Origin of the sequence: Flavobacterium sp. HJ-32-4, assembly GCF_022532105.1 — a bacterium.
In the GTDB taxonomy this organism is placed as follows: domain Bacteria; phylum Bacteroidota; class Bacteroidia; order Flavobacteriales; family Flavobacteriaceae; genus Flavobacterium.
In genome coordinates, this window is sequence record NZ_CP092832.1 from 642,975 (window position 1) to 663,424 (window position 20,450).

Below are 20,450 nucleotides of genomic sequence, written 5' to 3' on the forward strand. Positions count from 1 at the left end.
ATGACAAACCGTCTCTGGGTCATCCTTATTCTTTTTTTGTCGTGTTGCGCATCCGCCCAACAAGACCTGAGCGCTCTTGATAAACAGTTCACGGAACTGGCTTTCAAGAAAAAAGGACTGAACGACGTCATTAAAACGGATGTGTCAGGACTGGTGCTTCGCGATTTTATCAATACCGTCGCGCAGGAGCATCAGCTAAACGTTAGCATTGATTCCGATCTCGACCAGTTGGTGGTAAATAGCTTTTTCGACGTAACGGTAAAGGACGTGTTCCTATTCCTTGTTCAGAAATACGATCTGGAGGTATCCTTTATGAATACGATCATACTCTTCAAAAAAAGAAAGGCCCTCCCTCCACCCTTAGTAGAGAAAATCAGGAAGCTTCCGAACATCGAATACAACGCCCAGAACGATTTCCTTTCCGTAAAACTTGAAAAAGATTCACTCGCGAACGTAGCCCAGGGCATCATTGACCGTTCAGGGAAAAACCTGGTTTTGTCTCCAGAGGTACGAAACCAAACCATTTCCGCTTACATCCTAAACCGACCCTTCGACCAAGTGCTTGACATGATGGCCAAATCCAATGCACTTCAGGTCACAAAAGACGAAAATGGGTTTTATTATATTGACCGGGGTTCGCCTATTTTGACACCTGCTTCGCCAGACAAGGCTTCGAAACAACCCAAGACTACGAAAGCCAACGCCGACGTGCCAGGCGGATTTGAGATAATCGAAAACGAGAACGGGTATGTTTCGGTTCGGGCCAATATGGCCGATATGGCAGAGCTTATAACGGCCGTGGCAGAGAAAGTAAAGGCAAATTACTTTTATTATAACAAACCGGAAGGTGAAAAAGTCAGCCTTAACGTTGAAAACGTAACGTTCGATACCTTATTGGGGCATATTTTCAAAGGAAAAAAATACACCTTTAAGGTTCAGGATAATTATTACCTTATCGGAGAACAGGTAGTGGAAGGACTGCGTTCTACCGAGCTTATTCAACTGGAAAACCGCTCTATCGAATCGGTGTTGCAGTCGCTACCGCGTGTTTTCAGTGAGAAATTGGAAATAAAAGAGTTCATCGAACTCAACGGATTGATTGTATCAGGCGCCAAAACCATCGTTGACGAATTGCGCGTTTACGTGAGGCAGATTGACAAAGTCGTTCCGATGGTACAAATCGAAGTGATTATCGTACAATACAAGAAAGCGTACGATATTCAAACCGGAATTAAAGCCGGTCTTGACAAAACGGCCAATCCAACGACCTCTGGCGTACTATTTCCCAATCCGGAAGTCAATCTTAATGCCTCTTCCGTCAACAATTTGATTGATGCGTTTAACGGACTTGGTTTCATTAAGCTCGGTAAGGTCACGGAGGCTTTTTACCTGAACTTACAGGCCCTGGAGAACAATTCTATCATCAAAATCGAGTCGACGCCCAAGATAGCCACCATTAGTGGTCATGAGGCCCGTTTGGCCATCGGCGAGACGAGCTATTATTTCGAGCAGACTAACCAGCTGATCAACAGCGGACTAAACAATAATGTCTTACAATCTGGATCTTGGAAGAGCACCGACGCTAACCTTAGCGTATCTATAAAACCGTATGTATCGACCGATGAAAATGTCACGCTGACAGTTGTCGTAGAAAAAAGTTCCTTCCTGGCTCGGGTCGGAGCCACAGCACCGCCGGGCAAAGCGACGCAGAAATTCGAGTCGTTGGTACGCGTGAAGAATGGGGAAATGGTACTCCTCGGCGGACTTGATGAACTACAAAAAGAAAATTCCGGAACTGGAACGCCTCTTCTATCGCGGATTCCCATTCTAAAATGGCTTTTCAGTAGTCGGAAAAAATCGAAAAGCAATTCGAAGTTGCATATTTTCATCAAACCGTCTGTAATCTATTGATGAGTGCTGTTTGGGAAAATATCACGTCTATTCGGCAGCTACGGGTAATCGGGCTTTACCGTGACGATGACAATAATGAATATTGGAACGTTCTGACGGTTAAACGCAAAGGTAAGTCCCTTGTCATTACAGATGCCGTCTCATTCGATGATCTCGAAACACTGGATAAGGCGACCGATAAAAAGACGCCTGTTGTAATTGTTCTGGAGGGAAAAGGCATACTATTCAAACAAACAACGGCAACCGACCCGGTAGATGCTGCATGGCTTCGCAGCCTCGCATTCGACACTATCTATTTCTCGGCCTGGGAACATCGTGAAAACAGTTACCTCTTCTTTTGCCGAAGAAGTCTGGCCGACCGATACCTCGACCTCCTGAGAGATCGAAAATTTGAAATACTCGATGTGTATGTTGGAAGTATTACTTCTTTGCTTCTTTTGAACGGACAACCGGGGGCGTCGCTATTTGCCGGTGATTATCGATTACAGATCTCAAGCGATTTTACCCCTGTCGTCGAACGACATTACCCCGTTGACAAGGCGGTTCTTTACGCAGTGGGTGACTGGAGCTTGAACCCGCTACAAACCTCGCTTTTTGCTTCCGCCGCGCATTTCTTTGTACCTGTGGAAGCCCTCACAAAATCCAATGGGCAATGGGCTGACATCGAAGAGGTCAAATACAAGCGATTGTTCTCGGTGGTTGGTGTGGCTGTTCTTCTGGGGTTTTTCGTGCTTCTTGCCATCAGCTATGGGCTCATGCAGTATTACAACAGCAGGAATGCCGAGTTGTCTCTTAAAATGGTCTATTATAATCAATCTTTCGAAGACATTAAGGACATGGAACGAAAGATAGAGGAAAAGCAGGCAATACTAAATGGCACTGGGTTCTCGTCTACCCATTTTCTTAGTTTTTATCTATCCGAACTGGCACAAACCTGCCCGGCTGATATCCAGTTCACAGATCTTGGCGTTCAACCGGTGGAGAAAGAGATCAAGAGCGCGGAGAAAATCCTGACACAGGTAGGCACGATTATCCTGAAAGGATCTGTATACGATCAGACCTCGTTTAATACCTGGATCAAATCCGTTCGTTCCCGCAGCTGGATTGATAGGGTGGAAATCAAATCGCTAAAGAAAGACAAAAAAGGTGCCACTCTTTTTGAACTCGACATCTCGGTGAAAAATGTTTGAAAACCTATCTTATAAGACGAAGTTCAGGGCCTTGATCGTCATCGCCTGTATGCTGTCTGTGGCAGCATACAGACGGTCATTCTACCCGCTTTTTCAGGTGGTGGAGGAGCACCATGCCCTATCAGAAAAAGTGCGGGAGATAACGCAACGTACGGAAGGAAAGCGTGATCTCGACAAAAAGCTGTCGTTGCTTGACCGGCTCATCGGAAAACAGGATGTGGTTCCAGATCAAGTACAGCAAGATATCATATCGTTTGTAACACAACATGCTTCCGGACGTATTTCCGTAAACAAACTAGCACCGGTGCATGCGATACAAGAAGGCCGATATCGTATTTTCAGCTATCAGGTAGAACTGACCGGCTCTTTCAATGACCTTTTACGGTTGTCGTACGAGTTTGAAAAATCGTTTACCGATTCGAAAATAGTCAGTATGCAGTTTTTTGTAACCCGAAAAAATGAACGTGTTGAGGCACTACATCTCACTATAATATTTCAAAACTATGAAAACAATCCGGCTTAGCCTTCTGGCTGCTCTTGCGCTACTTCCCGTGATATTCCTCTCTTGTGATGATGTTATGGAAGAGGACATAACCAATCGATCCGTCAATTTACTTGCACCCGCAGACGGCGCGACCGTTTCCACTAATGTGGTACACTTTGAATGGTCTGAAATGGATGGCGCGGACGATTATCGCTTACAGATTATAGACGAAACCCAATCAACGGTACTTGATACGCTTATCAGCGAACGCCTATTCGCCTACGCCATGCAGCCCGGGCATTATCAGTGGCGGGTGCGGGGCGAGAATTTTGCCTATACCTCCTCATACTCTTACACGTCAGAATTTGACGTAGTCCGCACAGATGACCTCTCATCGCAACAAGTTGTTCAGACGGCGCCAGCGGCGGGTCTTTTTACCAAGAACACCTCGCTGACATTACTTTGGGATTCCGTATTTGCGGCAGATTCATATGATCTGACAATTTATAACCTCACAACAGGAAGCGTCTCACAACAAACCGGCATTACATCGACCACATTCACCCTTTCAGGTACAGCACTTGAATCGGAGGGGGAATTCCAATGGAAGGTTCGGGCAAAGAATAGCGCAAATGGAACAGAGACTGCCTATAGCACCCGCAATTTCTTCATCGACAGAACGGCGCCGCAGGCCCCTTCCTATAACACCCCGGCGGCAAACGCAACTGTTTCATCGGGAACAGCCGTGAACTTTACCTGGTCAACGGTTACACACGGAGACAATGAGAGCCCCATAAGCTATACACTCGAGATATCCGAGTCGAACACGTTCACCTCGGTTCTCCAGACTTATAACGTCGCTGTAAACTCGCAAAGCCATACGTTCTCAACAAGTGGTGATTTCTATTGGCGCTTACGATCAAAAGACGCAGCTGGGAATATAGGGAGTTACGGCCCTGCGTATAAGGTGACGGTCACGCAATGATGAAAAAGAAACTAAATGTGGTGCTCCTACTTGTCGTGGTTGGCGTTTGGGGAACGGCTATATACCGCTATGTAGCACATTTCTTTTCTAACGACACTTTGACATCGATTCCTGTGGGGGATGCATCCCGTGCTATTTCCTTACACGAAAAAGATACATTTGCGCTTGCTGACATACAACGCGATCCTTTTCTAGGCAAAACCTATCCCGCTCGTGGCGCCGCAACTGCCGGCCTAAGGCCATCGAAATCATCCAACTCCCCATTTACGAAAAAACCGCGGGTCACCCCTGTGGCTCCCGACATTCGTTATTTTGGCTATATCGGGACCAATGAAACCACCACGTTCCTACTGGAGTTAAATGGCGAGCTACAGAAGATTCGTAAAAATGAAGTAAAAAACGGCGTTAAGGTCTTATCATTTTCAAAAGACTCGATCACGATTCGGTATGACGGATCTTCGTATCGATATGCAAAAAACAAATAAAAAAACCCGAACGTTATGTTCGGGTTTTTTTTGGTGGAGAAGATGGGGCTCGAACCCACGACCTCTTGCATGCCATGCAAGCGCTCTAGCCATCTGAGCTACATCCCCGGCTAAGTGGAGGCAAATATAGTATTTTCAAGCCAATCCCAAAACGGTTTACCCAAAAATCGTACCTTGTCACAAAGATTCTACTATGTCCGATTCCGGTTCTATTTCGGTCTCGATCCGCGGTAATGCGGCGTATGTCACATTCGGTCACCCGGCTGGAAATTCCTTTCCATCTTCGCAATTATTAAAACTTACGGAAGCCCTGGGGCAACTCGCGCACGATCCAGCCGTGGCGCTGGTGGTGCTGCAAAGCAGTGGCGACGGGGCCTTCTGTGCGGGCGCTTCATTCGATGAGCTATTGTCAATCTCTGATCCGGATGCCGGCACTCGGTTCTTCTCGGGTTTCGCCAACGTCATCAATGCCATGCGACAGTGCCCGAAACCCATCATCGGACGGGTGCAGGGGAAAGCCGTGGGCGGCGGCGTCGGATTGGCTGCTGCCTGTGATTACGTATTCGCTACCCATGCGGCGTCGGTACGGCTATCAGAATTGGCGATTGGCATTGGTCCTTTTGTCATTGCGCCGGCCGTCGAGCGGAAGGTAGGCAAATCCGGACTCGCAGAGCTCTCATTTGCGCCGTCGGAATGGAAGGATGCGACGTGGGCCCTGCAACGCGGCCTTTTCTCGCGTCTGTGCGACGATATCGCATCCATGGATGTGGCGTTGGACAACTTTATCGAAACCCTGGGCGGTTGCAATCCAGAGGCGTTGTCGGAAATGAAAAAAGCGCTATGGGAAGGCACCGATCACTGGGGCACCCTGTTGTATGAACGCGCAGCGATCTCGGGTAGTCTGGTGCTGTCGGATTTTACACGGCAAGCGCTGGAAGCCTTTCGGAAGAAATAATCAGGGGTTATCGGAAGCGAACCACTCGGCATAAGACGTTTCGGTCTCTTGTAGCCTTAGCGAAAAAAGGCTGACATTAGACGGGAGGCGTTTTTGGAGCTTAGCTGCGAAATCAATGACCATATTCTCACTCGTCGGTTGGTAGTCAACTAGAATGACGTGATGCCCGCGCTCCCGAAGTTCCTTGGCTAATTCCACGTGGGGCGTACCGCCGTTGAAGACCGTGGCATGGTCAAATACATCGACGATCTCCTCGCGGACGATTTTCTTCAGATCCGAAAAATCAATCACCATCCCATACTTTACATGCGCTGTATCGGCCAAGGGCGTTCCGATGACGGTTACTGACAGTTTATAGCTATGGCCGTGCACATTACGGCATTTGCCATCATAGCCATAGAGGGCGTGGCCGGTTTCAAAACTAAACTGCTTGGTGATACGGATTTTCGTCATGCGACAAAGGTAGGCGACAATCGACAAATACACAATCATTGCCCTTGACGTTCCCGACTGAACCGTTGCGCCCGGACGGAGGCGGAAATCGCACGCCGGGCACGGGCCCGACTTTGCCGAGCAGCGGGGCGACCAGCGGAAGCCCGGATGCGAGAGACAAAGATGCGCGGGGCCCAGTGGGATTGCAGTCGTAGGCCGTGAAGGCGCCCAAAAACAAAAATCCCAGGCAAGTATACCCGGGATTCTGTTTGGACGTTTTCAGGTCGCTTATTTCTTCACGATGAGGAACTCGCTTCGGCGGTTCATCGCGTGTTGTTCTTCGGTGCAGGCCTCTTTGCAGTCGACCTTCGGCTCGCTCTCGCCATAGCCCTTGCCCGAGATGCGGTCTTTGGAGATGCCTTTCGAGATGACATACGCCACCGTGGACTTGGCACGACGCTCGGAGAGGTCGAGGTTGTATTTGTCGGAACCGCGGTTGTCGGTGTGCGACTTGACCAGTATCACCATGTTCGGGTTGTTATTCAGCACCTGTACGAGCTTGTCAAGTTCGAAAGCGCCCTGCGGGGTGATGTTGCTCTTGTTGTACTCGAAGAAGATGTCTTTGAGGATGATTTCGGTCTCGGTCACGATCACATCGATCGGGTTCAATGCCGCCGGTACCTCTACCTTGCCGCCCTTGTTCTTGTCGATACCAAAGGTGCCGCTCTCAAAGCCGTCTTTCATCGCCTGGACGGTGTAGGACTTGTTACACTCTACCGTATAGACCACCGCCCCGTTCGAGTCGGAGTTGCGCGTCTCAATCACGTTCTTCTTATCGTCGAGGATTGCCACGCGAGCCCCGTCAATCGGTTGGCCTGTCTTGGCGTTGGTGACCATAACCGTGGCCTCTACGCTACATATTGGGTCGGCGATGTAGAGATCGTCACTACCCGAACGGTTCGAGGCCAAAAAGCCAATGTTCTGGGCCGTGTTGAAGCTGAAGGAGAAGTCGTCTTTCTCACTGTTGACCGGCTTGCCTAAATTGGTCGCCTCGGCCGGTTTCTTGGTATCGAAGACAAAGATGTCGAGTCCGCCAAGGCCCGGTTTGCCGTTTGAGGCGTAATACAGCAGTCCTTCGTCGGTAATCGATGGGAAGTTCTCCGAGCCTTCGGTGTTGACCATCTTGCCCAGGTTCTCCGGTGTGCCGTAGGTGTCGCCGTTGATGGATACCTTCCAGATATCAGAGCCTCCGAAGCCACCTGGCATATCCGATGAGAAGTACAGCGTCTTGCCGTCTTTGGAAAGGCTTGGGTTGCCGGTAGAGTACTCCTTGTTGTTGAAAGGTACTTCCTTGACATTGCCCCAGCCGTCGCCGGTCTTGGTGGCTTTGTAGATGTAGACCTGTCCGCGGTTAAGCTTCGCGTTCTTTACCTTTCTGTCCTTTACGTATTCCTTTTCCTTGAAGCTCTCCGAGGAGAAGTACATCGTCTTGCCATCGGCGCTTATCGTAGCCGGGCCGTCGTGCCACTTGCTGTTGATACCCGTAATAGGGGTAGGTTCTGCATAGCTGCCATCGGCGTTGCGAACCGCCTGGTACATATCCAGATACGGCTCATCGTTCCAACCATAGGTCTTGCGCGACTTGTTGCGGGCCGAGGTGAAGTAAAGGAAGTTGTCATTGGAGAGCACAGGGCCAAAGTCTGACTCCGGGCTGTTGATGGCCATTGTCTTTACGTTGAAGGCCTTGCTCTTGTCAAGAAGCTTGGGAAGGTAGTCCGGGTTCTTCATGAACTCCACCGCACGTTGGTCCGAGGGGGCCATCGAGGCGAACTTCTTCATCCATTTGTTGGCCTCTTCATACTTGCCGTTCATCTTCAGCATCTGGGCATACTTAAAGTACGTCTCAGCATCCTGGGGCTCGTTGATGATACGGGCATACCACTTGGCTGCTTCCTTCGGGTTGAACATATTGTAGTAGGCTTCGGCCAGTTGCTTGTACACATAGCTGCTCCCCTTCTTCTTCTCTACCAACGATTCGTATTCCTTGGCGGCATCCACATACTCCAATCGACGGAAGAGCTTATCGGCCGTCTCAGTGTCTCTGTTCTGTGCCTGCACCGAGAATGCGGCAGCTAACACAAAACTGAATATAAGTGCTGTTTTTTTCATTGTCGTGTTCAGGTTTATGTTAGAAAAAACGTGGTGAACGTGATACCTTCTTCGGGAAGTCAAGATCGAACAAAAGGATGATCTCGTGCGAAGACGTGGTAACGGTCTTGATATCCGAGATCACATGGTCATAGGCATAACCGATGCGGATGTTCGGGTTGATCGCATAGTTCACCAATCCACCAAAGCTGTCATCTACACGGTAGGTGGCACCGATTTCAAACTTCTCATTGAAGAGGAAGTTGGTCGAGACATCCACCGACGTAGGGGCATCAAAGGCACCTTTCCACATCGCAAAGGGCTTGAACTTAACCGTCGAACTCAGGTTGAAGACATAACCTCCGGTAAGGAAGAAGTGCCGCGTCTCGCTGCCGAACTTCCGTCCGTTGTAGTCCAGTTGGGTCGCCTTGAGCATGTTCGGTACCGAAAAGGCCAGGTAGTAATGGTCGGTGTAGTAGAACAAACCCCCACCGATGTTCAAATACACATTGTTGGTGTTCTCCTGGAAGGCGTCATCGCTCGGGTCGGGAAGGTTCCCGTTGTTGATGTCGCTGTATAGACCGATCCGCTGGAAGGTAGCGCCCGCCTTCAGACCAAAGGCCAGGCGGTGCTCACCGTTCAAACGAAGGGTGTAAGAGAAGTCGCCATAGGCGTTCTGCTCCTCTACAGGACCTATCTTGTCCGATATCACCGAAAGACCCAAACCTACGTTCCTGCCAACAGGCAATGAACCTGAAAAGGTCGCCGTCTCAGGGGCACCGTCCAAATTAACCCACTGCTTGCGGTAGAGAAGACCCATCGAGAGATGGTCTTTCGAGCCCGCATACGCCGGGTTCATAACGTTCATATTATACATATACTGCGTATAGTGTGGATCCTGCTGCGCATAGAGACCCGTAGCACCCAGCAAAACGGCTAACGCCGCCAAATATAGTTTCTTCATCTGTATGGTAATTTATAGCCTGCCCCGAAGGGCAGGCCTGAATTTAGGTTGCCGTTTATCTGTTGATGTAAATCCAGCCCGTCAGCTGGTCGCCTTCCGCCGTCTCTATAACATAAAAATACGTAGCCGAAGGAAGCGTCTCGCCCCCAGCAGAATGACCATCCCACTGGTTGGTGTAGTTCAAATACTCATACACCTGGGTGCCGTAACGATTGAAAATCGTCAACTTCTTGACGTTATAACCACTCAGATCAAACGTGTCGTTCTTACCATCCCCGTTCGGAGAAATACCACGCTGGATGCCGCAGGCGATGATCAGTTCAGATTCAGAAGCCGTTTCCGTACAACCATCGGCCGTTGTGACCGTTACCTGGTAGGTACCGCCCACGGTCGCGATGATCACAGCCGGATCCGTTGTAGGCTGCACGCCAGGTCCTGTCCAAGAGTAAGTGGCGGTGGCTGGGTCGAACGAGTTGTTCACCGGCTCAGCATGGAACCTATAGGCGCCGTCCTCACAACCGTGCGTCACCATCACACCAAAGGATGGGATGATTGTTACCGGGGTCGATGCCTGGAACGCACTGCATGCACCATTTGCCGGCAAGGTGTAATAGATCGTGTACAGACCGCCGCTGCTGGCCGATGGGTTAATCTCACCCGTGGCAGCATTAATAGTCAGACCTCCCGACGCACTATATACACCTCCTGCCGGAGCCGTATTGGTCGGCAACTGCGCGCCAGCATCACTACAATAGCTGCTGCTCGAATAGCTGATAGTGCCCGTATATGCTTCGGTTACCGTCAGTGTAAACTGCTGACTGTCACCACTACAAGGCCCGTTGTTCGTGATAGTGTTCGTGATCAAATAAACGCCTGCATCGGAATTCGCCAGATCAATAGCACCCGTAGCAGCGTTAATTGAAAGCCCCGCCGGTGTAGCTGTAAAGGTGCCTGCGACGGTACCCGTTGCCAAGGACGGTGTTAGCTGGCCTCCGTCGGTACAATAGGATGTGGAAGGATAGCTGAAGACAGCGCCGAACTGCTCGTAGATGGTCAGGTTAAACGTAGCCACGTCTTCCAAACAACCACCGCTTGCCGCCCGTGTATTGGTCACCGTATAAGGGCCAGGTGCACTCGCGCTCAGGTCGATTGTACCTGTGGCCGCATCAATCACAAGGCCTGCAGGTGTAGACGTAAACAAGCCTGCTGCACCTGTAGTGAAGATAGGCGATGGGTCCGCTTCCGTTTTACAATATTGGTTTGAATCATACGTGAAATCGGCTATTTGTTCCAGTGACACGGTAATGGTTACCGGATCGCTGACAACCTCATCACACTCACCCGAAGCCGCAATCGTATTGATAATTTCATACGTTCCTTCGGCGCTGGTCGCAAACGTAATCACACCCGTACTCGGATCGATATCCAACCCAGCCGGCGTAGCAGAGAATTGTCCTGCCGTACCCGTCAAAACAGGGCTTATCGGTGAAGCGGACGTACAGTAATTGGTCTGCGGATAGGTGAACGCAGCGACAGGCTTCGGTGTAATCGTCACATCGAAGGTGGCCTCGACGTCGATACATCCGTCGACACCTACAATGAAATTCTTCACGGTGTACGCCTGTGGTGTACTGCCCATGATATCAATTTCACCCGTAGCAGCATCGATCACAAGACCATCCGGCGTAGCAGAGAACAGACCTGCAGTTCCTGTTACTGTTGGCAAAACGGTAGCAGGCGTACCATCCTGGCAGTAAGAAGCCGATCCGTATGAGAAAGCTGGATCTGGCAATGGATTCACTACCAAATTAACCGGCACTACCGCATAACAGGTAGACAACACCACGCTTTCCACTCGGATATAAACCGTCTGTGACCATTGCGTTGTGGTGTCGAAAGGTATAGAGGTGTCGATCGCTCCGGTGTCGCCTCCGGCTAATGCCGAATCAATATGGTAGGTTACCACATAGTCAGCTGGGTTCAGGTCACCCAAGACCGCCGGTGTGATAGCTGTAAGGTCGAACGAACCCAGTCCGTCACGCGAAATGTCATCACAGATCACAACATCTGCAGGGGTGTCTGCCTCAACGGCTGGTCCCAGCGTCACGACAATGGTGTCCTCTTCAAACGTAAAGCCGCAACGACCGCGCACCTTGTATGTTCCGGATTGTGTTGCCGTGAACGTAGACGATGTTGCGCCCGGGATTGGAGTGCCATCATTGTATGACCATTCGAATTCAACCGGTGTGAATTCCGGCGCAATTCCGACAAGCGCGCTCAACTCAACGCTTGGTTGTCCGCAGACGCTTATATCATCTCCCAGGTTCACACCACAACATGAGGTGGTCGCGGCATCCGGATCAGATATATTCGTTTGTGCAATACTGATTTGGCCTGCCGTGTTTGCAAAGTTCGTTACCAATACCACGTAGTATTGGCCCGGTTGCGCATTCTCAATAGTAAGGGATTCGACAGGTGCCCCGCTGTAACTACAATCTACCACGTTTCCTGCCGGATAGAAATCCGGGTTCGTGGTGTTGTTAGGACATGGCGGGTTACAAGGTCCGAATACGATTTGGTCGCAGCTTTCCGTATCGGTGAACGGACCCCATGCGACAAAGTCGACATCCAGCGGTGTACCCGTTTCAGCGCCGGTTTCATAATCAATCTGGGTATTCTGGTGAATCGTAAACACCAGCGTACCCGTACCATCTATCTTCAGAATGTGATAGGTCGGGTTCGGTGCCGTGAAGAGACACGCAATTTGCCCAGGGCTCGGAAGTCCTGTGCTGTTGTCGTATACATCCGGAGCAGTTACCGGTTTAGCACAAAGTGTCACCGCATTTTCGCAGGTCGAGATACCCTTTACACATACGTCGAATGTCACAACCTGAGGCGTTGATCCGACTGACCATACCCGTACATAATAGGTCTGATTGACGACGTAGGTAGTATTCAGGTTCGTCAGTCCGTTCGCGCATTGCTTGAGTGTGAGCGAACCGCAGCTTCCGGAATACACGGCGAAATTGAGGTTAGCCGTGGTACCTTGAATATTAAGCAAGTCGATAATTTGCGTGGTCTGCTCTGCAACGAAACTGAACCAAACGTCATCATCCTCCGTTCCGTTACAGCTGTTCGCAGCACCGGTTGAAGCAGTAGCGCCAATAAGGTTACCCTGGACCGTCTGGAAACATTGACCCGTTTCATTGACTACCAATGGAATGGCATTTGAACACTCGTCATTGGTACCGGGAGGTGGCGGTGTTCCCACACATACATTGAAGGATGCGGAGCCGCCAGAAGCTGCGAGTGTATAGACGCGTATATAGTAGGTGTTACCAACGGTAAGCCCTGTCGCCACACTCGTGTTCTCACCAGAACAATAGAGGTTTGTTAGCGTGCCATCACATGATCCAGAGAAGACATTGTGGTTAATGTTAGACGCGGCAGCCGGAGTACCCACCACATTGAGCAAGTCGATGGTGTGGATGTTACTGGTAGCTACGAACGAGAACCATACGTCGTCATTAGAAGTTCCACAATCAACTCCTGTGAGGATTGGCCCGGATGACGTAGCACCAAGTGTGCTTCCGGTTGCATTCAGGGATGGATTACAGTTCCAGTCTGGATTGACAGTCACCGGAATGGCATTCACGCATTCGTCGTTAACCGGTTTGGTAATGAAAGTACCAGGACCCGGTACAATAGGAGCGACGTTAATCGGGATCGTCCAAGTACTGGTAGAGGTAGGCGAACAGATCGCACGTACATAAAATAAATAGGCTGTCCCCGGCGTAAGTCCGGTCAATTGGAAGTCGGTATTCGTGTTCGCAATGAAATACGGAAACACGCCGGTTACAGGAGAACCGTTCACTGGCAGTGCAGATCCTACTGGCACGGCGTATACCTCCCATTGTGTAGCGGTTCCATTTTCTGTCCATGAAATGGTAGCTGTTGTCTGTGTCGGAGGCGTAGTCGTTGACGCGACAAGGTTTGTTGGTTTCGGACAGGCCGGCGGATCACACTCCGCAATAGCTGAATAAACACTTGTCAACGGCGTACCTGTACCCGGTTGATACGTATACACGATGTCGTTGTACGGGTTAACTACCGAGAAGCCTACTTCTTCTGGATTCGCGCCCGCTATACTCCAGAATACGTCAAATGGAATATCGTCGCACAGTGCCACGCTAACCGAAGTCGGGCCTGCCCCGTTTGCCAGGTTGAGTGTGGCTACTACGATACAATTCTGGCGCACCTGCAACCTAGTGGCACCCCATCCATTTGCACCCGTATCCGTGAGAAGGAAGCGGTAGTTACACTTGTCGGCTGCATCACAGGTAGTGGTGTTAATATTCACTGGTCCTGTCCACGTACTCTTGTCGTCCGCCGGACAAACCGTACGGATGTAAACGTAGTATATTGTGGCCTGTGTAAGCCCGGTTACGGTGTAGCTATAAGGCCCGGGAGGCGTTCCCGTTACATCCGCGATGTTTACCGGATATACGGTGCCTTCTGTCGGATTCACGCCTGGTGCCGCAGGAGGTGTTGCACAACCCGGAATAAGAAGGATTTCCCAGTTGGTATCCGTTCCGGTTCCCGGAGTCCAGTTTACTTTAATACTATTAAGAGTCGGTGTATTCACCGTAAGCCCTGTCGGCTTCGGACAGGTAGGAACGGTGGTAAAGTTGGTACAAACCCAATCCGGCGTTGTGAAGTCGCATTGTACGCGAACACAGACCTGATAAGGGGTATCGGGCGTCAGCGGCACAATTGTCGTAAACGGATTGGACGTAATGTCATCGTACGTTGGTACGGTTGCATCGTCAGGTGCCGGTCCACCGCCTGGCCCGACGAAAATATCCCATGTATCGGTTCCTGGCGCACTCCAGTTGATTTGAGCGCCATTGGTGGTGATATTGCTAACCGTTAGGTTGAGAGGGAAAGTGTCACAGGTAGTCGCCGAGCACGTAGCGCTTGTCACACCGGAATATACCGTTTGGTTGACTCCGCTCACACCTGCCGGCTTCAGGAAGATGGCCTGCCCAGCCGAGTTCAGGATGGTCAGGATACACTGCTGCGGTTGCGTTCCCGCTGTGTTCCAGAAAACGCTGAACGGCTGGCCCGGACAAAGTTGAACCGCTACGTCCACAGGTCCTGCGCCCGCATTGTACGTAGAGCCGATAGTGGCTAACACCGCGTTGTTCTGTATGATTTGCATCCTTGCGCCGTTCCAGCCGTTATTGGCCGAGTCGGTCATACGGAAGGTATAGGTACATTTATCAGCATCGTTACAAAGAGGCGTCGTAAAAGGAAATGGCCCATACCAGATAGACGTATTTCCGCTGCCGTCAGGGCAAATTCCCTGCACCCAAAATTCGTAGGCTACACCTCCGGTAAGACCAGAAACCGGGAAGTTCGTGTTCGTGTTGGCAACAACGCCCCCACCTGTCGGAACCGGTGAAGAGGCAGGTTGTGTGACGACATTCCACGAGGTATAGGCGCCTCCGGCCGTCGCACCGGCAGCCCATGATAATTGGGCGGAATTCGACGTGATAGCACCAGCCGTACCACCTGAAATAGGAGTAGTCGTGGCGCAGGAAACACACTGCAGCACAAGGTCGTATGCTACGTTCGTAACAGCCGCCGTCGAAGAAATGACTATATAATAGGTAGTGCCCGCCGTCACGTCAAAATTGAAGGTGCGGGGAGTCGAGTTGCTATTCGCGGCACCCGCTATACAGTTCACACCGATGTTGGCACAACTGGAGTATACGAATATACCCGAGTTATTCTGAACCGGATCCATCCAAAGGTTGATCGTACCATTTGAGGTCGCCGTATAGGAGTATACCACTTCAGGCCCCGCCATGTAATTGGTAGTCGCAGGCACGGCTCCACAGAGCGATCCGGCTGCGGGTGACTGGATGGTATCGAAATCGTCGCCGTAGTCTTGTGTGTTGCCGGAAAACTGAGCCGGACAAGCCGTTATTTGAATCGGACAATTACAAAGAGAACCCGCTGCAATCGTCGTAAAGTTCAACGGCCCGAGCCAGGCACTGGTATTGTCGGCAGCACAGAAACTGCGCACATAAGCCGAATACGTGGTACCTGGTAGCAATCCTGAATAGTTATAGGTATTACCTGTTGCCGTTTGTGCCAAAGTTTCGTTAATCGGATTTCCTTCCGGAACGATTACAACCTGATAGGTTGTTACGCCAGCCGGTGCGGTCCACCCGAGGGTGGTGCTGTCGCAGGTAGTGCCGGAAACCGTTAAATTCTGGGGTTGCCCGCATATCTGTACCAAATTAACCTGGTCAATCAAAAAACGCTCGCCTGTACGGGCTGGTGTTGGTTGTGTATACTCGCGAACAAATGCGATGTAGACCGTCTGTCCATACAACGATGGGTTAAAATTGACAGTACGTAAATCAAAATCGGTGACATCACCGTCGTCGAAATCGTTTAGCTCCGCCTCGGTCCACGACTGGGCAACGGAAAAAGCTGCCAGGTTGTTTTGAGTCGGATCCGTCGAAACCATTACACGGAACTTCGTGTTGATATCGCCGATTTGGAACTGCCGAACGTAGAAACGCAGCTGTCCATCGACTGGGATCACCAATTGCGGACTGATCAGCCAGTCCTCCTCGGTGTTACCCGACCCGATATTCTCGTTGTTGATGTAGGCCGAGACATTTCCCTGATAGGGCGTGATCCCCGTGGGGTTCGCCTGCCAGGTAAAGCCGGTGCCCAAGCCGTTCGCGCCGTTGGTTTTGATCCAGCCCGTCGGCGGCACGCCGCTCTCAAAGTCTTCCTGTGCCGAACCCGTTATCCAACAGGCCAGCAGCAGAAAAAGAAAAATAATTTTTTTCATGGAAGGAATTAGTTGTGGTTATAGATGTTTGTCTTTTACTTTTTGAAAAGAAACCCAAATTTAGGAATTTTTAAGACGTTGCTTACCGTAAATTAATATTTAACTTACACACAGGCACAACAGCCAGGGGTCGTTTTACCCTACCTGCGACCAACTGATTTCATTTGATTACCTTTGCCCTTCACAGTTTCACATGTTAGAAAAGCCCTCCATACAGATTGAAAAGACGGTTGTCGTCGGTATTGTCACCCAACTCCAGGATGAGGAAAAACTCCGTGAGTACCTCGATGAACTCGAGTTCCTGACGCTCACCGCAGGCGGTACGGTTGTCAAACGATTTTACCAGAAAATGGATAAACCGAACCCCAAGACCTTTCTCGGTACGGGGAAAATGGAGGAAATTGCCACCTACATCAAGCAACAGGCAGTGTCAACTGTCATTTTTGATGACGAACTCTCGCCTTCACAGCAGAAAAACATCAGCAAGCTACTCGACTGTAAGGTGCTTGACCGAACCAACCTCATCCTTGACATCTTCGCCCAACGCGCGCAGACGTCGTATGCCCGAACGCAAGTAGAATTGGCGCAATGCCAGTATTTATTGCCGCGCCTTTCGGGTATGTGGACGCACCTTGAGCGGCAAAAAGGGGGAATCGGCCTTCGCGGACCCGGTGAAACGGAGATCGAAACCGACCGTCGGATCGTTCGCGACCGTATTGCCTTATTGAAGGAAAAAATCCGGACAATCGACAAACAAATGGCCATCCAGCGAAGCAACCGCGGCGCCATGGTACGTGTGGCCCTGGTAGGATATACCAATGTTGGAAAGTCAACCTTGATGAACGCCATCGGCAAAAGTGATGTGTTTGTGGAAAACAAGCTGTTCGCCACCCTCGACACGACCGTACGGAAAGTGGTTATCAAGAACCTTCCCTTCCTTTTGTCGGATACCGTTGGGTTCATCCGGAAACTCCCCACCCAGTTGGTGGAATCGTTCAAAAGTACGCTCGACGAAGTGCGCGAGGCCGACCTGTTGTTACACGTAGTGGATATCTCCCACCCGGATTTTGAAGATCATATCGAATCGGTCAACCAAATCCTGGCCGACATCAAAAGCGCCGACAAACCGACCATCATGGTTTTTAATAAAATCGACGCCTACCGTCCGGAAGTCATCGAAGCAGATGACCTGGTTACGGAACGCACACGAAAACACTATTCCATTGAGGAATGGAAAGGTACGTGGATGTCACGGGTCGGAAAAGACAATGCGCTGTTTATTTCCGCAACGAACAAAGAGAATTTTGAGGAGTTTCGGGAACGTGTCTACGAAGCCGTACGAAGCATCCACATTACGCGATTCCCGTATAACAACTTTCTGTATCCCGACTATAAAGATGCGGTAGAGGAATAACCGTACGTTGGTTTAGATTCCGAAATTCACGCCCAGACCAAAGACTTGCCTTACCTGAAACCCCTGAAACGCGTTGTCGTCATATATCGCCTGGAACGACAGGTTGGTTGACAGGTACTTGTTGATCTTCATCACGACATTGAGTTGGTAATCGATGTCGACATTCTGGGGGTCTTCGAGGTAATTGCTATACAGCGACAGGATGTTCTCAAACGACACATTGGCCATGATAACTGCTTTGTAGTAACCGGACGCGTGGAAACCGAGTTCGTACCGCATCGACTTGCCCTCGTCCACCCCAAAGTAACTGCCGTCTACATAGCCCGGCCCAGAGGTGAAGGAATTGTCGACGAAGGTCAGTTTTGATGTGGCCGGTGCCAGGTTGAATTTGAGTCCGTCGTTTTTCTTCCACAACATACCCGGACCAAACTGCAGGTAGCCCGGCGACAGGAAGCTTGTTTTCTCCGTCCGGATTTCTGTTCCGTTGGCGTCGGTACCATACTCATATCCTTTCGTAAACTGCGTCCGGAAGTTGAGGAAGGCCGAATAGAACCAATAGCCGGTGGCCTTTTTCCCTAAGAGGGAATTAAACTCGAGCCGGTCGTCGGTTTTTTTCTCAAACGGTGAATTGTTGGTCTTGACGAGTCCGTACGACGCAATCAGCTTGTTATCCCAACTGACATCGCCCTTTTTATAATTGAAGTCGTAATTGACATTTGCCGTACCCGACACGTTGTTCTCGCCACCGGCTGCCCAGTTACTGAAGGTTGACTGGTTGATAAGGATGGACACATTACCTTTGGCGGTCCAGGTTTTGGTAGAATCGGCGGGGGTTTCTTGTGCGTAACTGCTGGCAACCATCGCCGTAAGCAGAAAAGTCAGGACTTTTTTCATCGTTTTTGTTTTTGTAAACCGTTTACTTAGGTCGTTTGTAAAGCGGAACCGCCGAGCAGGCTTCACCGAACATAATCGAACGTGCGACCGGCTGCAGGAACCGCATAGCCTCTACATAAGCCGCTTCGGGTACGGGTTTATGCGCACATCCTTTCAAAATCAACGGTTTATCGGTATAAGGCGTATAATCGAGCGTAGGCAACAGTTCGCGGTACAGCGCGGTATCGAGATCTTCGAGGGTGCCGACGACCACTTTTCTTGCATACGGCATCACGTGCACGGCCACCAATGTCGCGGCCCAGGCCGGGATGATGGCATCGGTGCTGCATCCTATTGCCACATAATGGCCTTCGTATTGCGTCCAGTCGTGTTCTTTCAGCGCCTCACGGAACGGCTTTTCCCGCAGCAGGAAACCTTCAAACAGCCACTGCGCGATGTCGATCTGCGTCCGGACACCTTCCGGATAGTAATCCTCAAGGTCAAAAACCTCAAGTACACTCGCCGCGACTTTATTGACAATCTCTTCCATCATCAAAGCATTCCCAGTTCGAGTTTGGCTTCTTCGCTCATCAGGTCTTTGCTCCAGGGCGGATCAAAGGTAATTTCCACCTCACAGCCGTTGACCGCATCGATCGACTTGATTTTCTGCTCGACCTCCTGCGGAAGCGTTTCGGCCACCGGACAGTTGGGCGATGTCAGTGTCATCAGGATTTTGACATCATTATCTTCGTTGATCATGACGTCGTATACGAGTCCGAGTTCGTAAATATCAACCGGAATCTCTGGATCGTAAATAGTCTTGAGCGTCTTGACGACGTTCTCCCCGAGATTGATGGTATCGTTGAATTCTTCCATTATACTTGTTTGGTTTCGTACGCCAGCGCGTATAGTTTGATTTGTTTAACCATGGATACCAGACCGTTGGCACGGGTGGGCGACAAATGTTCCTTCAGTCCGATGTCGTCGATGAAGGCAGTGTCGGCATTGACGATGTCGGACGGCGTTTGCCCTGAAAACACCCGTATCAGGATGGCAATGATCCCTTTCGTAATGATGGCATCGCTGTCGGCGGTGAACCACACACGGCCCTCGCGCGCTTCGGCATGAAGCCACACTTTTGACTGGCAGCCTTTTATGATATGGTCGTCGGTGCGATAGGTCGGGTCGATCAGCGGCAGGCTTTTCCCCAGGTCGATGATATACTGGTACCGTTCGTCCCAGTCATCGAACATTGCGAATTCTTCGCGGATTTCTTCCTGTAAGTCCTGTACGGTCATTCTTCTGTCTTTAGCGTAATAGCGATCAGCTTTTCTACCACCGGCGCGATTCCTTCCGGCGGAAATCCATGGTCAAAAGGTTTTGACTCATAAGATTGCCCGGCATACGTCACTTTCAGGTTCGCAATGGCGGCGCCGTCGTAAAAGCGTTTTTGGGTAGGATCTTTCATTTCCGGGATTTCCTTCAGGTTCACGCGTCCGAATGCGGTTACGAGTTCGTTCCAGTCGGCATCGGAAATGCGCACTTTTGTTCCTTCATCCGGATTATTGCGGTCTTTCGACACGATCGCTTCATGGTCTTTCAGCGTCACCTTCCGGAAGAATCCCCTGCTCGTAGCGGTATACTCGACCGAAGCGTTTTTCAGGCCCTGTTGCGCATTGTCCCCGCATCCTTTAGCGAGCATCAGTGAAAAAAAAGCGATTACGAGTGTCTTCAT

General features: G+C 50.5%; 16 protein-coding genes and 1 tRNA gene. 7 read left to right on the forward strand and 10 right to left on the reverse strand.

Going from position 1 to position 20,450, the window contains the following annotated elements:
• The 5 genes from MKO97_RS02455 to MKO97_RS02475 are packed head-to-tail and all read left to right on the forward strand — an operon-like array spanning nt 1 to nt 5,055.
• Nucleotides 1-1,911: a type II secretion system protein GspD gene (locus tag MKO97_RS02455; protein WP_241104488.1), complete on the forward strand. Its 1,911-nt coding sequence runs from the start codon at nt 1-3 to the stop codon at nt 1,909-1,911.
• Complete coding sequence (locus MKO97_RS02460) at nt 1,911-3,101, forward strand: PilN domain-containing protein (protein ID WP_241104489.1); 1,191 nt, start codon at nt 1,911-1,913, stop codon at nt 3,099-3,101. Before MKO97_RS02455 ends, MKO97_RS02460 begins: the two co-directional genes overlap by 1 nt.
• Nucleotides 3,094-3,624 carry a hypothetical protein gene (locus tag MKO97_RS02465; RefSeq protein WP_241104490.1) on the forward strand — a complete coding sequence of 177 codons (531 nt, stop codon included), beginning with the start codon at nt 3,094-3,096 and terminating at the stop codon, nt 3,622-3,624. Before MKO97_RS02460 ends, MKO97_RS02465 begins: the two co-directional genes overlap by 8 nt.
• Before the next feature lie 55 nt (nt 3,625-3,679).
• A complete protein-coding gene (locus MKO97_RS02470; RefSeq protein WP_241104491.1) occupies nt 3,680-4,570 on the forward strand; it encodes a hypothetical protein in 891 nt (296 codons plus the stop codon).
• Nucleotides 4,567-5,055, forward strand: coding sequence for a hypothetical protein (locus MKO97_RS02475; RefSeq protein WP_241104492.1), 489 nt, complete (start codon nt 4,567-4,569; stop codon nt 5,053-5,055). Before MKO97_RS02470 ends, MKO97_RS02475 begins: the two co-directional genes overlap by 4 nt.
• A 31-nt stretch (nt 5,056-5,086) precedes the next feature.
• Here MKO97_RS02475 and MKO97_RS02480 read toward each other — a convergent pair.
• Nucleotides 5,087-5,163, reverse strand: a tRNA-Ala gene (locus MKO97_RS02480).
• Nucleotides 5,164-5,248: 85 nt separating this feature from the next.
• Here MKO97_RS02480 and MKO97_RS02485 point away from each other — a divergent pair.
• A complete protein-coding gene (locus MKO97_RS02485; RefSeq protein ID WP_241104493.1) occupies nt 5,249-6,010 on the forward strand; it encodes an enoyl-CoA hydratase/isomerase family protein in 762 nt (253 codons plus the stop codon).
• Here MKO97_RS02485 and MKO97_RS02490 read toward each other — a convergent pair whose 3' ends face one another.
• The 4 genes from MKO97_RS02490 to MKO97_RS02505 form a co-directional block, all read right to left on the reverse strand.
• Nucleotides 6,011-6,463 (reverse strand): 6-carboxytetrahydropterin synthase, encoded by a 453-nt coding sequence (locus MKO97_RS02490; protein ID WP_241104494.1) that lies wholly within the window; start codon nt 6,461-6,463, stop codon nt 6,011-6,013.
• Nucleotides 6,464-6,730: 267 nt separating this feature from the next.
• Nucleotides 6,731-8,611, reverse strand: a complete 1,881-nt coding sequence (locus MKO97_RS02495; RefSeq protein ID WP_241104495.1) for an OmpA family protein — start codon at nt 8,609-8,611, stop codon at nt 6,731-6,733.
• A 19-nt stretch (nt 8,612-8,630) separates the two neighbouring features.
• A complete protein-coding gene (locus MKO97_RS02500) occupies nt 8,631-9,554 on the reverse strand; it encodes a type IX secretion system membrane protein PorP/SprF (RefSeq protein WP_241104402.1) in 924 nt (307 codons plus the stop codon).
• 55 nt (nt 9,555-9,609) lie between these two features.
• Nucleotides 9,610-16,428: a fibronectin type III domain-containing protein gene (locus tag MKO97_RS02505; protein ID WP_241104496.1), complete on the reverse strand. Its 6,819-nt coding sequence runs from the start codon at nt 16,426-16,428 to the stop codon at nt 9,610-9,612.
• A gap of 193 nt (nt 16,429-16,621) precedes the next feature.
• On the opposite strand from MKO97_RS02505, the gene hflX reads away from it, so the two are divergent.
• Complete coding sequence (gene hflX / locus MKO97_RS02510) at nt 16,622-17,842, forward strand: GTPase HflX (RefSeq protein ID WP_241104497.1); 1,221 nt, start codon at nt 16,622-16,624, stop codon at nt 17,840-17,842.
• Between the two features lie 12 nt (nt 17,843-17,854).
• On the opposite strand, the gene MKO97_RS02515 is transcribed toward hflX, so the two are convergent.
• From MKO97_RS02515 to MKO97_RS02535, 5 genes are read right to left on the reverse strand one after another with little or no spacing between them, the layout of a single operon-like run.
• The gene (locus MKO97_RS02515; RefSeq protein ID WP_241104498.1) at nt 17,855-18,736 is read right to left on the reverse strand and encodes a DUF3078 domain-containing protein; all 882 of its coding nucleotides are present in this window, start codon (nt 18,734-18,736) and stop codon (nt 17,855-17,857) included.
• Nucleotides 18,737-18,758: 22 nt separating this feature from the next.
• A complete protein-coding gene (locus MKO97_RS02520) occupies nt 18,759-19,265 on the reverse strand; it encodes a DUF2480 family protein (RefSeq protein WP_241104499.1) in 507 nt (168 codons plus the stop codon).
• A 2-nt stretch (nt 19,266-19,267) separates the two neighbouring features.
• On the reverse strand, nt 19,268-19,591 hold the full coding sequence (locus tag MKO97_RS02525; protein ID WP_241104500.1) for an SUF system Fe-S cluster assembly protein: 324 nt from the start codon (nt 19,589-19,591) through the stop codon (nt 19,268-19,270).
• Nucleotides 19,591-20,013 carry a SufE family protein gene (locus tag MKO97_RS02530; RefSeq protein ID WP_241104501.1) on the reverse strand — a complete coding sequence of 141 codons (423 nt, stop codon included), beginning with the start codon at nt 20,011-20,013 and terminating at the stop codon, nt 19,591-19,593. The genes MKO97_RS02525 and MKO97_RS02530 overlap by 1 nt, the downstream gene beginning before the upstream one ends.
• Nucleotides 20,010-20,450 carry a hypothetical protein gene (locus MKO97_RS02535; RefSeq protein ID WP_241104502.1) on the reverse strand — a complete coding sequence of 147 codons (441 nt, stop codon included), beginning with the start codon at nt 20,448-20,450 and terminating at the stop codon, nt 20,010-20,012. Before MKO97_RS02535 ends, MKO97_RS02530 begins: the two co-directional genes overlap by 4 nt.

Coding starts and splice junctions, on each gene's coding strand:
- MKO97_RS02535 (WP_241104502.1), bottom strand. CDS start 20,450: ATGAAGACACTCGTAATCGCTTTTTTTTCACTGATGCTCGCTAAAGGA.
- MKO97_RS02465 (WP_241104490.1), top strand. CDS start 3,094: ATGTTTGAAAACCTATCTTATAAGACGAAGTTCAGGGCCTTGATCGTC.
- MKO97_RS02500 (WP_241104402.1), bottom strand. CDS start 9,554: ATGAAGAAACTATATTTGGCGGCGTTAGCCGTTTTGCTGGGTGCTACG.
- MKO97_RS02525 (WP_241104500.1), bottom strand. CDS start 19,591: ATGGAAGAATTCAACGATACCATCAATCTCGGGGAGAACGTCGTCAAG.
- hflX (WP_241104497.1), top strand. CDS start 16,622: ATGTTAGAAAAGCCCTCCATACAGATTGAAAAGACGGTTGTCGTCGGT.
- MKO97_RS02515 (WP_241104498.1), bottom strand. CDS start 18,736: ATGAAAAAAGTCCTGACTTTTCTGCTTACGGCGATGGTTGCCAGCAGT.
- MKO97_RS02490 (WP_241104494.1), bottom strand. CDS start 6,463: ATGACGAAAATCCGTATCACCAAGCAGTTTAGTTTTGAAACCGGCCAC.
- MKO97_RS02505 (WP_241104496.1), bottom strand. CDS start 16,428: ATGAAAAAAATTATTTTTCTTTTTCTGCTGCTGGCCTGTTGGATAACG.
- MKO97_RS02460 (WP_241104489.1), top strand. CDS start 1,911: ATGAGTGCTGTTTGGGAAAATATCACGTCTATTCGGCAGCTACGGGTA.
- MKO97_RS02530 (WP_241104501.1), bottom strand. CDS start 20,013: ATGACCGTACAGGACTTACAGGAAGAAATCCGCGAAGAATTCGCAATG.
- MKO97_RS02455 (WP_241104488.1), top strand. CDS start 1: ATGACAAACCGTCTCTGGGTCATCCTTATTCTTTTTTTGTCGTGTTGC.
- MKO97_RS02470 (WP_241104491.1), top strand. CDS start 3,680: ATGGAAGAGGACATAACCAATCGATCCGTCAATTTACTTGCACCCGCA.
- MKO97_RS02495 (WP_241104495.1), bottom strand. CDS start 8,611: ATGAAAAAAACAGCACTTATATTCAGTTTTGTGTTAGCTGCCGCATTC.
- MKO97_RS02485 (WP_241104493.1), top strand. CDS start 5,249: ATGTCCGATTCCGGTTCTATTTCGGTCTCGATCCGCGGTAATGCGGCG.
- MKO97_RS02520 (WP_241104499.1), bottom strand. CDS start 19,265: ATGGAAGAGATTGTCAATAAAGTCGCGGCGAGTGTACTTGAGGTTTTT.
- MKO97_RS02475 (WP_241104492.1), top strand. CDS start 4,567: ATGATGAAAAAGAAACTAAATGTGGTGCTCCTACTTGTCGTGGTTGGC.